The sequence below is a fragment of the Arthrobacter sp. D1-29 genome, assembly GCF_054130585.1.
Map to the genome: position 1 here is coordinate 2135013 of NZ_CP096383.1, position 12655 is coordinate 2147667.

Genomic DNA, 12655 nt, shown 5'->3' on the forward strand with positions numbered 1-12655 from the left:
CAGTGACGGATACTGACGTACTCATCGTCGGAGCGTCCGCCGCCGGGCTGGGTGTCCTGGAGAGCCTACGCGGCGCGAATTACCGAGGTCGGATCACCCTTCTCGGTGCCGAAACTCACCTTCCTTACGACCGACCCCCGCTATCAAAACAGGTCCTGGGCGGTGAATGGGATGCCGAGCGCGCGCAACTGCGGTCGCGCGAACAGCTTGACGCACTCGACGCCCGGTTCATCCTCGGTGAAGCTGCAACGGGTCTCAACGCCTCGGCCCGACAGGTTCACACTGCGCAGCGAAAACTGACGGCGGGGAACATCGTCATCGCGACAGGAACCTCCGCACGCAAACTGAGGAGCCAGCCGGAGATCAAGGGTCTTCACACACTCCGCACTCTCGAAGACGCCCTCGCGCTTCGCGAGGACCTGTTGGCTGCATCCCGGCTTGTCGTGGTCGGTGAGGGGGTGCTCGGCTCTGAGATTGCGGCGACGGCGAGCCAGCTAGGCCTCGACGTGACCATCACCGGACCGTTGACCTCGCCTATGCAGCTTCAGCTCGGCGGCTATGTATCGGGTTTGCTAGCGGAGTTGCACTCTGAAGCCGGAGTGCAGCTCAGGCTCGGAGTCGGTGTAACCGGGTTCACTGAGCACGATGATCGGGTGACCGGTGTCCGCCTCGCAGACGGTATGGAACTCCCAGCCGACATCGTCGTTGTCGCAATCGGCGGCATACCCGCCACCGACTGGCTGGCCGACAGCGGGCTCACATTGGAAAACGGAGTAGTCTGCGACGAGCAGTGCCGCGCCGCAGAAGGGATCTACGCTGTCGGCGACGTCGCACGATGGTTCCACAGTGGGGCGGGTGACTTAGTACGCCTTGAGAACCGCACCAACGCCACGGAGCAGTCAGCGGTTGTCGCTGCTGCAATCCTCGGCGGCACGAGTGGCTATGAGCCTGTCCCGTACTTCTGGTCGGACCAGTACAAGACCAAGATCCAGGTGTACGGAACAATCAGGCCGGATGCGTACTTCGATGTGGTGGAAGGCAACATCGATAACAGGCGGTTCGTCATCCGTTATCACGTAGATGGCCTTGTCACCGCGGTGCTGGGCTGGAACATGCCAAAGCAAACTCGTCTCCGGGCACAGGAGATTGACAAGAGACACCCGATTCAGGAAGAGGTAGCGGTATGAAGGTTGTCATAAACGAACACAAATGCGTCGCAGCAGGTCAGTGTGCCTCCTATGCGCAGGACGTATTTGACCAACGTGACGAGGACGGCATCGTCGTCCTCCTCAATGAGAACCCACCGGAAAGCCAGCACGCTGACACACGCCGCGCTGCGGGGGCATGCCCCGCAATGGCCATTGTGATAGAAGAAGGAGCCCAGCATGACTGATCCATCAAACAGCAGTGCCCCTGAGGTACTCGAATTTCCCGTGATGCGTGAGCCGAAGTGCCCGTTCAATCCGCCTCAGGTCCTCATCGACATGGCGGTTAAGGAACCGGTAAGCCGTGTGCGCATCTGGGATGGCAGCACGCCGTGGCTGGTGACGGGCAACGAAGAGTTGCGGGCATTGGCAGCCGATGAGCGCGTCAGCGTTAATCACCATCTGCCCGGGTATCCGGCCTGGAACGCAGGACAAGCCGCCGCTGCATCCGTCCGCCCGGACTCGCTCATCAACGTCGACGGTGCGGAGCACGTGCGTCTTCGCCGCATGGCGACGCGCGCGTTCTCATTCAAGCGGGTCAACGCGATGCGTCCGGTAATACAGCGGGTCACCGACGAGCACATAGACGCGATCCTCGCGGGACCCAAGTCGATTGATCTCGTGCCCGCCCTAGCGCTGCCCATCCCGTCCCTTATGATCTGTTCGCTGCTCGGGGTTCCGTATGAGGACCACGACTTCTTCGAGGAGTCCGCGAAAGGCATTTTGGATCGCTACTCGCAGCCGGAAGATCAGGCCCGGCACTTCTCAGGGTTGACGGAGTACATGCGGGGACTCGTTGAGCTCAGACTTGAGGAGCCGACTGAAGACGTCGTCTCCGAGTTCGCCGAGCTGGCCCGCACGGGGGAGATCACCGTCAACGAGGCTGTGCAGACTTGTATCGTCCTGCTGTTAGCCGGTCACGAGACCAGTGCTAATATGATCGGCCTCGGCACCCTCGCGGTGTTGGAGAACCCGGAACAGTTCGCGGCTCTTCGCGAGAGCGACGATCCGAAGGTTATCGCGAACGCTGTCGAAGAGCTCCTTCGCTATCTGTCGATCATCCACAATGGGCAGCGCCGCATCGCGGTTGGAGACATCGAGATCGCCGGCGAGTCCATCAAGGCGGGCGAGGGCATCATCCTCGACTTCTCCGCCGGAAATTGGGACACCCGGGTATTCGAGGAACCCGAGGTGCTCGACCTTACCCGGGATGCCTCGCAGCACGTCGCCTTCGGATACGGCCCGCACGTCTGCGTCGGGCAGCAACTGGCCCGCGCGGAACTCCAGATCGTGTTCAGCACACTGTTCCGGCGGATTCCCACGCTCAAGCTCGCCGTCCCGTTGGACGAAATCGAGTTCAAGCACGACCGCCTCGCGTACGGCGTCTACTCACTGCCCGTCACGTGGTGAAGCGCAACAACTAACCCAGCTCGCCGACCAGCGCCCGCATCTTTGGATGCGGGCGCTACGGTGGACACCCAGCCGGCAGGAAACGTAAAAAGGAAGGTTTGATCGATGTCGAGGAATGTATCTCGTCATGTTCCAGAGCATGACGACCACCCGCTTGTATCGCAGGGTTCGCTTGTTGAAGGAGGGACCATGACGTCCGCCAAGTTCCGGGCGGCGTTCCGTAATCACCCCGGCGGTGTCTCGGTCATCACGGCTGACGCAGGGGATGGGCCGGTCGGTTTGACCGCAACCTCTGTCATCTCTGTCAGCCTCGAGCCGCCCCTGGTGGTCTTCTCGGTGTCGGAGCTGTCCTCAAGCACGCCTACGATCCTCAAGAGCGACACTGTCGTCATCCATATGCTCAGCGTTGGACAGCTCGACATCGCCAAGCTCTGTTCCACGAGCGGCATCGACCGATTCGCCGACACATCGATCTGGTCGCGCCTGGTAACCGGTGAGCCGTTTTTCCACGCGGCCCCGGCCTGGATCCGCGGCAAGATTGTCTCCACCATGGCTGCGGGCGGCTCGACCGTCATCGCCGTGCAGGCACTGCAAGCCCTAGCCCCTGACCCCGACACGGTGGGCGTCATCGACCAGGAATCCGAGCAGCCCCTTGTGTACCACAACCGCACCTGGCACACGCTGAGCCAAAGTTCGGTGGTCTGACCCGCTTTCCCGGTTTATACGTTCAGCCCGCATATCACCTATTCGAGAAGAGAAGAGACCATGCTGTGGCACCGAGTTACTCTCAATAGCACTCGCCAGTCGGCGTCTGATTCCAGCACCGCCGTTAGTGCGACCTGCCCAGACGGGCGCAACCAGATCTTGGCGTTCGACATTGATGAGTACAACGCGTCTCCGTGGGTTGGCCTTCACTACAGACATGAGTTCATGCTCCACCACAGACATGAACTATTGGAGCGCGACGTCGACTTGTGAAGAACGCTGCCAAGCGCCAACCATGTATATAAGAAGCAGGCGGTTGTACGCAGCGGCTCTTCTGAGTGGGACGTCGGAAGGCTCTAGAGGCTCTGATTAGGCAGCAGCGGAAGCCGTACTCAGACCTGAAGTGTTGCTTACCGAACCTCGTCCACCACGCAGTGTCGCAGCCGTTATGTGGCGGTGGATTCCTCCCAGTTGACTTCAAAGTGGTATTTGCGGCCGCCGTTGTGGTGGGACAAGCCGCGGGACCAGCCGTATGACCGGCTCTTGTCAGAAACTAAGGCCCGCCCGACGTCGATAAGTCCAGGCCAAGCCGTCCAATATGAACGAGGGTGAAATATGCCTACCGTCAATGCTTACGCAGCACTTTCAGCTACCGGCGACCTGGTCCCTACGACGATTCAACGCCGCGACGTCGGCGGGCATGATGTGCTGATTGAAATCAAGTATGCGGGCATCTGCCACTCAGACATCCACACCGCTAGAGGCGAATGGGGGTCCCAGCAGTACCCGCTGGTTCCCGGCCATGAGATCGCCGGGATCGTCACCACGGTGGGCGCCGGTGTCACCAAACACGCCATCGACGACCGAGTCGGTGTGGGTTGTATGGTCAATTCCTGCCGCGAGTGCGTGAACTGCACGAAAGGCGAGGAACAGTACTGCCGCCGGTGCATTGCCACGTACGGCGGTAAAGACAGCGATGGGACCGTCACTCAGGGCGGCTACTCCAGCTCTGTGGTGGTGAACGAGGACTTCGTGGTGGCCATCCCGGAAGGGATCGAGCTCGACGTCGCCGCCCCGCTGCTGTGCGCGGGCATCACCGCCTACTCGCCGCTGCGCCACTGGGATGCCGGGCCAGGCAAGAAGATCGCCGTCGTCGGCCTCGGAGGACTGGGCCACATGGCCGTCAAACTCGCTCACGCCATGGGCGCCGAGGTCACCGTGCTCTCACAGTCACTAAAAAAACGGGAAGACGGCCTGAATCTAGGGGCGGACCACTTCTATGCCACCAACGATGAAAACACCTTCAAGGATCTGGCCCGATACTTCGACCTGATCATTAACACCGTCAGCGCCAAGATCGACATCAGCGCCTACCTGCGGCTGCTGGCCCTCGACGGCGTCCTCGTGAACGTCGGTGCTCCTGCAGCACCACTCCCGGTAAACGTGTTCTCCCTTATTACGGGCCGCCGGTCCTTCGCTGGCTCCATGATCGGCGGTATTGGTGAAACTCAGGAAATGCTCGATTTCTGTGCCGAACATGGCATCGGCGCAGAAATTGAAGTCATCCCAGCCAGCAAGATCAATGACGCCTACCAGCGCGTCCTCGCCGCAGACGTGAGGTACCGGTTCGTCATCGACGCATCAACCCTGAGCTGAGCCATGGGGTGTCCTTCTACTCTTGGTCCAAAAAGCAGATGATGGCGGGCGTTGCATTGCCTGCCTTCGGCGCATTATCAGCGGACAGGCACAAGAGGAGGCCGACGACGGCATGCGCATTCGCCGTCGGCCTCCTTCGTGGATAACTATGGGGTTACACGTGGAACGAGCCGCCCATATTGGGTAGAACCGTCACGACAGTGCATCCGAGACGCCGTCTGCCGTGGCTCCCGCTGCAGGGACCGCTGCTGCAATGACGGCCAGTGTGGCGCGGGTGCAACCTGTGGACGTGGCTGGGTCGGTTCCTGGGCTCTGCGGCAATAGGCAGGCGCTAAACCCGGGGTTTTCATGAGGCTGCTGCCGCCCACGGGGTGTGTTAAAGCGATGAAGGTGCTTCTGAGGCGAATTCCAGGGGTCGTTGCTACGCCCGTGGTCAGTTGGCTATCAGTGAATCACGAAGTGACTCGGCTGGGTTTTCCAGTTGAGTATTTTTCCGGGGGCGGGCGTTGAGTCCCTGTGCGACGCGTTCTAGGTCCTCGGGCCCGTAGGCGTTCAGGTCAGTGTTTTTGGGGAAGTACTGGCGTAGTAGTGGACCATTCCAGTAGTCCTTTGGTGTTTTCGTTGGATCCGCGCTGCCAGGGGCTGGCCGGTTGGCAGAAGTAGACGTCCATGTCGGTGGCGATGCTGAAGGCCTTGTGTTTGGCCATTTCGACGCTTGGTCCCAGGTCAGGGAACCGCGCAGATGCGCCGGAAGGGTACCCATGGTGTTGATGAGCCCGTCACGGACCGATTCGGCGGTGTGGTCCACCGGCAGGTGTACCAGCATCAGGTAGCGGGTGGTTCGGAAATGTTGATCATCGGGTCCCGGAATCGACTGTTGCGTCCCTGAGGGCTTTTCTGCCTTTTGCGGCGTGTCCTTCCTGTGCGCAGGGCTTCTTTGACCTCGCGTTTGAGTCCGCCGTGGGCCTGGAGGTCGAGAGCTTGGTAGAAATTCCTGCACTACCTCTCATCCATGGGCGTGCAGTTCAGTGTCTCCTACCCGGTCCCGGTGATGAAGGCCCGCATGGTCGCGTGGGTGGTCAACGCCCCCGACGTCCGCGCACTCACCGACTACCCGTCGGGCACGAGCCTCTATCTGCGTGCCGAGCCGCTGCACCCCGGCGCTCACGCGACGCTCCTGGATGTGGACGGGCACAGAGTCACGGCCTTTTTGACGAACGCACCGTCCTGGCACGGGCCGGTCTTGATGCCCGGCACCGGGGCCGGGGACGGTGCGAGAACCGGATTAAGACCCTGAAGAACACCGGCCTCGGGAAGCTCCCGTTCTTCGACTTCCACGCGAACCAGGCCTGGGCCAACATCGCTGCCCTGGCCATGAATCTGGTTTCCCGGCTGCAACTTACCGCTCTGCCCACCGGCCACAAAGCCAGGGGATGGGACATGAAAAGGTGGCGCTACCGGCTTTTCGCGACCGCCGGGAAAATCATCACCCGGGCCCGGCGGACCCGGGTGCTGATCCCTGACAAAGCCCCGGAAGCCGCAAAGATAACCACAATCCTAACCGCCATCGCCGGGCTGACAAACAGCCTCCGACAACGGGACGGACTCCTGGCCTGAGAACCCACCAGGCCAGCCCCGACAACGACCGGAACCATCCCTCCGAGACGTGGAGCCCGACGTCCAACCAGCGACAACGGGACCCACCAGCACGCCCAAGACCACAAAATCAGCCCCGACCAGAATCAAACCCGGATACGACAACCAACCCGATCATTTGAAAAATCGAGGCCTAAGGGTCATTTGGTAGTAAAAAAGGGCTGGCCCAAGTCATTGCAATCGTCCTTAAGTGGATGTAGTGTCGTGTCACACGATATTTCGTCCAGTGAACGCACAGTAGTAGTAAATGGGTGCGCAGTCTTGCAGACGGAAACGATGAAAATGTGAGCCGGGCAGCTGCTCGGAGGAATCACAACCTTACTCGGTCCCTTATCACGGCGGCCGCCCCTTGCGGGAAACGACAGGAGTCAACGATGACGCTAAAACTTAAGGTCGTGGTGCCGGTTATGGCGGCCGCGCTCGTTCTCACGGGTTGTGCGCAGGGCGGTGCTGCGACTCCTGCCAAGGAGGCCGGAAACTCCGTCTTTCGTTACGGGGGACACGCGGTGAACAACCTTGACCCGCACAAGAACGCGCAATTCACGGACTGCACTTATCTTTGCCCTGCCTACGACCGGCTGGTGCATGTCGATCCGGATGGCAGCCTAATCCCCGGTCTCGCAGAGTCATGGGAGTTCAGCGAAGGCGGCCTGAAGTTGACGTTTAAGATCCGCGAGGGCGTGAAGTTCAAGGACGGCACTGTCCTGGATGGCGAAGCCGTGAAGGCGAGCTTGCTTCGAGCACGGGACCTTCCGGGATCGGCCGTGAAGAACGACTTCGCCACCATGTCCGATGTGACCGTGGATAATCCGCAGACGGTAACGCTCAACCTGAGCGCGCCGAACGCGGCGATGCCTGCCATTCTCTCGGGTCTTGCCGGGGTTGTCATCAACCCGACTGCGCTCGCGCAGGGCGTAAACCTCAGTGAAACGCTGGACGGAGCCGGTGCCTTCCGGTTTGTCTCGTACACGACCGGCAGTGAGCTTAAGTTGGAACGCAACCCCGATTACTGGGGCGAGACGCCGGAATTCGCCGGCATCGACTTCCGATTCTTCACCGATGCAGCGGCGCTTGCGAACTCTGTGCTGGGGGGGCAGATAGACGCCGCCGCGATCGTGCCCCAGAACCTCAAGCCATTCGTCGACAACGACAAGTTCAAAATGGAAACGACGAGTTCGCTCACCCAGAACACGATGATCGTGAACCACAAACAAAACGGACTTGACGACGAGCGCGTGCGCAAGGCGATCCTTCATGGCCTCGATCGTGATGCCATCTGCGAAGCGGTGTACGACGGGTTCTGCGAGATCACGGATCAGCCCTTCCCGCCGGGGCACTACGCCCACAATGACTCTATCCCCGAGGTGCTTTACCCCTATGACCAGAAGAAGGCCAAGGAGCTCCTAGCAGAGGCCGGCGCCAGTGACTTGATCTTGAAGGCGATCATGGTCCCGGCGGCACGCAAGATGGCCGAGGTTGTGCAAGCTCAGCTTAAGGAGATCGGGGTTGACCTGCAGCTCGAAGCGATTGAACTCTCGACTATGGTGCAGCGACTGCTCATCGACAAGACGGACTCGATGCTGGTCCTTCCCTTCAGTGGCCGCATTGACCCGTCCCAGATGCTGGCGGCCCGGCACTCCGAAAAGGGTTTTTTCAATCCCGGCGGTTACACCACTCCCAAGATGCAGCAGCTGTACGTCGACTCCGTCGCTGAACTCGACCCCGAAGCCCGCACGAAGATTCTGAAGGAAGCATCCCGTGTCGCAGCGGAAGCCGCACTGCCCCTGACGCTGAGTTTCTCGGAGAAAATCTACGTCATGAGGAGCGGTGTGACGTTCCCCTTGTTCAGCACGGGCAGCCAAGAAATCACGTGGGCAACCGAAACCAAGTGAGTTTACGTCGGGGCGATCGCGCGAGCGGTCGCTTCCGACACCCCACGGTGCCGCACCGGTACCGATACGTCTAGATCTCAAGGTAGGGTCTGTGCTGCTTCGTCTCATTTTGAACCGCCTCCTGTCGATGGCACCAGTGCTGTTACTGGTCTCCTTCGCGGTATTCATGCTGATCGCCTTGATTCCCGGTGATCCTGCCGTTACTCTCGCAGGCGGCGACAACGCCTCACCGGAATCCATCGCTGCGGTGCGGGAGCGCCTCAACATGGACGAGCCGCTGATCGTCCAGTACCTGATCTGGCTGGGCGGAATCATCCGGCTTGACCTCGGTACCTCGTTGCTGAGCGGGCAGAACATCGCTGCAGAAATCGCGGCCCGACTGCCCTTCACCCTCAGTCTCACGCTGGCTGCGGCAGTCGTCGCGATCCTGGTCGCCATCCCCCTCGGCGTGCTGTCCGGAATGTGGCCGGGCGGCCGTCTCGACGAAGGAGTCCGCCTCGTCGCAAGTGCCGGGATCGCAGTGCCGAACTTCTGGCTTGCGGTCATGCTCGTCTCGCTATTCGGGGTGCAGCTCAGACTGTTTCCACCGACGGGCTACGTTCTCCCCTCGCAATCGTTTGGCGGATGGCTCGAAACCGTCACTCTTCCTGCGATCGCACTCGGGGTTGTGGTTTCTGCAAACCTGGCGCGGCAGTTGCGTCGCAGTCTCATCGAAGTCCTCGACTCCAACTACATCCGGACGGCCTGGGCGAAGGGGGCCGGCAGCGCCCGTGTCGTGGGTGTCCACGCGCTCAAGAACGCGGCGATTCCGGCAGTCACGGTGTTTGGGGTTCAGCTCGGAAACCTGCTGGGAGGAGCAATCATCATCGAATCCATCTTCGCGATCCCGGGGCTCGGCACGTACATGCTTCAGGCGATCAGCAGCCAGGATCTGCCCGTGGTCCAGGGCGTCGTGCTGATTTTCGTCGTGTTCCAGCTGGTGCTGAGCCTCCTCGTCGACATAAGTTACGGATACCTCAACCCGAAGGTGCGCATCGCATGACCGGAATCGAACAGCCCACCAGCACTGTCGGCATGGCCATAGAGGCCACGGGGGAAGCCAAGCTTCCCCCGCGCTGGATCAGTCATCCATGGATTCGTGCTCTTAAAACATGGAGTGGAGCATTAGCGGCCGGATGGCTGATCCTGGTGGTCCTGGTTGCAGGCCTTGCGCCCTGGATCGCAGGGCATCCGCCCGGGCAGCAGGATCTGGGCAACGCGCTCGCTCCGTTCTCGCTCGAACACCCCCTGGGCACCGACGATCTGGGCAGAGATGTGTTGTCGCGGCTTATGTACGGTGCGCAGATCAGTCTGGCGGTCTCGGTCCAGGTTGTGGTTCTCGCACTGCTCGGCGCCATCCCGATCGGTCTGTACGCTGGTTATAAGGGCGGCCGGGCCGATCGCCTGCTGATGCGTTTCATGGACGCGGGTCTGAGCTTTCCGGCGCTCGTGCTCGCGCTGGCTGTGGTCAGCGTCCTCGGCCCTGGTGTCACCAATGCGGCGATCGCGCTGGCGATCGTATTCATGCCCCTGCTGGCCCGCCTGGTGCGCGCACAGACGTTGGCAGTCAAGGAAGAGTCCTTCATCGAGGCTTCGCAGTCGCTGGGGACGCGCCCCTTCCTCATCGTGGTGCGCCGTATCCTTCCCAACCTCGCTTCCGCTCTGATCGTCCAGGCGGCGATCGTGATGAGCGGCGCGCTCATCGCGGAGGCAACGCTGAGCTTCCTGGGCTTGGGCGCGCAGCCGCCCGCGCCGAGCTGGGGTGGCATGCTGCAGCAGGCGTACGCGTCCGCGCTGTTCATCAATCCGCTCAGCCTCGTCCCGCCGGGACTGGCTATCGCTCTCACCGTCGTTGCTTTCAACGGATTCGGCGACGCGCTGACGACCGCTTACGGCCTGGACCGGACGAAGGCTAAGCGGCGCCATCTGCCCCGCCGGGCCAGGGGGAGGCGAGGATTCACGGCGATCGACCGCCCCGCCGCCGTTCCCGGTGCTGAGCCGGCAGGGAGTAACATCTGCCTGCGCGTCCGCGGACTGAACGTCGCGGTGCAGACCCCGAATGGGACGGTTCCCGTCGTCGAAGACGTGAACCTCACAGTTGGGCAGGGGGAAATCGTCGGGCTCGTGGGCGAGAGCGGCTCCGGAAAGACGGTTACGTCGCTGTCCATCATGCGCCTAGCCCCGTCCCCGCCCTTCGTGATCACCGGGGGAGTCATCGAACTCGGCGGACGCGACCTGTTCGCAATGAACTACAAGGAGCTCCGCCGTACTCGAGGCTCGGAAATCGCCATGATCTTCCAGGATCCTATGTCGAGCCTGAATCCCTCGCAGACAGTGGGCGCCCAGATCGGCGAGTCGCTGCGCCTACATCGTGGGCTTTCCCGTAAGCAGGCCACGGCTAGAGCCGTCGAGATGCTGGAACGCGTCGGCATCCCGGATCCCGTGAACCGTGCGCGTTCCTACCCCCACGAGCTATCTGGCGGTATGCGTCAACGGGTGATGATCGCCATGGCACTCAGTTGCTCTCCCCGCTTGATCATCGCAGACGAGCCCACCACGGCACTGGATGTGACGATCCAGGCGCAGGTGCTGGATCTGCTGCGCAAGCTCGCCGTCGAGGACGGGGTCGCTGTCATCTTCGTCACCCACGACCTGGCGGTCGTTTCGGAACTGTGTGACTCGGTCGCGGTGATGTACGCGGGCCAAGTCGTCGAACGCGCGCGGACTGTTGATCTGTTCCGCTCACCGCAGCACCCCTACACGCAGGGGCTGATCGCCGCGAGTCGCCGGGGCGAGGGCGAGGAGCCTGAGCCGATCCCCGGCCAGGTCCCGCGCATCGGGCTCGTCCCGTCGGGTTGCCGGTTCGCTCCGCGCTGCCCATTCGCAGTGGAGGAGTGCCGTCAGTCGCCCCAAATTCTGGAACCGGTGCTGAGCGTCGTCACAACCGAGACGTCCCCGGAGGACGCACGCATGGCAAGGTGCCGGCGCAAAAATGAGCTTCAATTGGAAGGAGTGCGATGAGTACCATCGCGAGCGTGACCGCCCCCCCAGCCGTCAGCCAGCTTATTGGGGTCTCCAAGCACTATTCCGTCCGACTTGCAGGCGGCGGCAAGGGCGTTCTGCAGGCCGTGGACGGAGCCGATCTCACCGTGAGGCCGGGCAAAACCCTCGGTCTGGTGGGCGAGTCCGGCTCCGGAAAGTCCACCATCGCCCGGCTGATGCTCAAGCTTGTCGAGCCAACGGCCGGAAGCGTGTTCCTGGATGGCGAAGACATCACGGGTGTCCGCGGTAGCCGGCTGCGTGCGCTGCGATCCAAGATGCAATTGGTGTTTCAGGACCCCTATTCTTCTTTCGACCCGCGTGCGGACATCAACGACAGCCTGGGGGAGGCGCTGCGACCGCTCGGCCTGAACAGGACCGAACGCGCCCGGAAATCCGCCGAGTTGCTCGAAACGGTAGGACTTCCGAGCGCGTTGGGTGCCCGGCGGCCGCGCGATCTGTCCGGCGGACAGCTGCAGAGGGCTGCCATCGCGCGCGCTCTTTCGCTTAGCCCGAAACTCATCGCCCTTGACGAACCCGTAAGCAGCCTGGACGTCTCAAGCCAGGTGCACATCATTAATCTGCTCAACAAGCTCCAGGAGGAGCTGGGCGTGTCGATGCTGTTCATCAGCCACGACCTGACCGTGGTGCGCGATGTCAGCCACGACATCGCCGTGATGTACCTGGGGAAAGTCGTCGAGCGAGGCGCATCCGCGGCCGTCTATTCTTCTCCCCGACACCCGTATACAGAGGCGCTCCTGTCGGCCGCGCCGCGGATGACCGCAGCTTCCGACACCGTCAGAGTCCAGCGGATTCTGCTTCGTGGAGACATCCCATCACCTCTGCGCCCTCCGGCGGGCTGCAGGTTCCACACAAGGTGTCCGAAGGTGATGGACGTCTGCCGCACGATTGTTCCCGAGGTGGTGCGGACGCCGCTGGGGGATGAAGCGGCCTGCCATCTTCTGACCGACACGCAAATGGTGCCCAGCGGCGCAGGACGCGGTCGCTCCGAGGACCGCACGTGATCACGAGTCTGTACGTCGCGGGGCACCG

9 protein-coding genes and 2 pseudogenes are annotated in these 12655 nt (G+C 61.8%); 10 read left to right on the forward strand and 1 reads right to left on the reverse strand.

The genetic code is table 11. The annotated features are described in order from the left end of the window. The first annotated feature begins 2 nt into the window (after positions 1-2). The 5 genes from M1E17_RS09810 to M1E17_RS09830 all read left to right on the forward strand — a co-directional run bounded on the left by M1E17_RS09810 (position 3) and on the right by M1E17_RS09830 (position 4976). Entirely contained in the window at positions 3-1187 is a 1185-nt protein-coding gene (locus M1E17_RS09810; RefSeq protein ID WP_457966977.1) for an NAD(P)/FAD-dependent oxidoreductase, read from the forward strand. After that, entirely contained in the window at positions 1184-1393 is a 210-nt protein-coding gene (locus tag M1E17_RS09815) for a ferredoxin (RefSeq protein WP_457966979.1), read from the forward strand. The genes M1E17_RS09810 and M1E17_RS09815 overlap by 4 nt, the downstream gene beginning before the upstream one ends. After that, positions 1386-2615 carry a cytochrome P450 gene (locus M1E17_RS09820; RefSeq protein ID WP_457966981.1) on the forward strand — a complete coding sequence of 410 codons (1230 nt, stop codon included), beginning with the start codon at positions 1386-1388 and terminating at the stop codon, positions 2613-2615. The genes M1E17_RS09815 and M1E17_RS09820 overlap by 8 nt, the downstream gene beginning before the upstream one ends. 189 nt (positions 2616-2804) lie before the next feature. Next, positions 2805-3320 (forward strand): flavin reductase family protein, encoded by a 516-nt coding sequence (locus M1E17_RS09825; protein ID WP_457966983.1) that lies wholly within the window; start codon positions 2805-2807, stop codon positions 3318-3320. Positions 3321-3935: 615 nt separating this feature from the next. Next, positions 3936-4976, forward strand: a complete 1041-nt coding sequence (locus tag M1E17_RS09830; RefSeq protein ID WP_457966984.1) for an NAD(P)-dependent alcohol dehydrogenase — start codon at positions 3936-3938, stop codon at positions 4974-4976. A gap of 433 nt (positions 4977-5409) precedes the next feature. Here M1E17_RS09830 and M1E17_RS09835 read toward each other — a convergent pair. Further along, positions 5410-5963: pseudogene (locus M1E17_RS09835) on the reverse strand (IS30 family transposase); the annotation flags it as partial. A 1-nt stretch (position 5964) separates the two neighbouring features. On the opposite strand from M1E17_RS09835, the pseudogene M1E17_RS09840 reads away from it, so the two are divergent. From M1E17_RS09840 to M1E17_RS09860, 5 genes and pseudogenes are all read left to right on the forward strand, one after another. Continuing rightward, positions 5965-6593: pseudogene (locus tag M1E17_RS09840) on the forward strand (transposase); the annotation flags it as partial. A gap of 413 nt (positions 6594-7006) precedes the next feature. Continuing rightward, a complete protein-coding gene (locus M1E17_RS09845) occupies positions 7007-8524 on the forward strand; it encodes an ABC transporter substrate-binding protein (RefSeq protein ID WP_457966985.1) in 1518 nt (505 codons plus the stop codon). Positions 8525-8615: 91 nt separating this feature from the next. Continuing rightward, positions 8616-9566, forward strand: coding sequence for an ABC transporter permease (locus M1E17_RS09850; protein WP_457966987.1), 951 nt, complete (start codon positions 8616-8618; stop codon positions 9564-9566). Next, on the forward strand, positions 9563-11584 hold the full coding sequence (locus tag M1E17_RS09855; RefSeq protein ID WP_457966989.1) for a dipeptide/oligopeptide/nickel ABC transporter permease/ATP-binding protein: 2022 nt from the start codon (positions 9563-9565) through the stop codon (positions 11582-11584). Before M1E17_RS09850 ends, M1E17_RS09855 begins: the two co-directional genes overlap by 4 nt. Beyond that, positions 11581-12627, forward strand: a complete 1047-nt coding sequence (locus M1E17_RS09860; protein WP_457966991.1) for an ABC transporter ATP-binding protein — start codon at positions 11581-11583, stop codon at positions 12625-12627. Before M1E17_RS09855 ends, M1E17_RS09860 begins: the two co-directional genes overlap by 4 nt. The last annotated feature ends 28 nt before the right edge of the window (positions 12628-12655 follow it).

Excerpts from the sequence above, each read along its gene's own strand:
- M1E17_RS09815 (WP_457966979.1), top strand. The coding sequence starts at position 1,184 with ATGAAGGTTGTCATAAACGAACACAAATGCGTCGCAGCAGGTCAGTGT.
- M1E17_RS09820 (WP_457966981.1), top strand. The coding sequence starts at position 1,386 with ATGACTGATCCATCAAACAGCAGTGCCCCTGAGGTACTCGAATTTCCC.
- M1E17_RS09825 (WP_457966983.1), top strand. The coding sequence starts at position 2,805 with ATGACGTCCGCCAAGTTCCGGGCGGCGTTCCGTAATCACCCCGGCGGT.
- M1E17_RS09855 (WP_457966989.1), top strand. The coding sequence starts at position 9,563 with ATGACCGGAATCGAACAGCCCACCAGCACTGTCGGCATGGCCATAGAG.
- M1E17_RS09860 (WP_457966991.1), top strand. The coding sequence starts at position 11,581 with ATGAGTACCATCGCGAGCGTGACCGCCCCCCCAGCCGTCAGCCAGCTT.
- M1E17_RS09830 (WP_457966984.1), top strand. The coding sequence starts at position 3,936 with ATGCCTACCGTCAATGCTTACGCAGCACTTTCAGCTACCGGCGACCTG.
- M1E17_RS09845 (WP_457966985.1), top strand. The coding sequence starts at position 7,007 with ATGACGCTAAAACTTAAGGTCGTGGTGCCGGTTATGGCGGCCGCGCTC.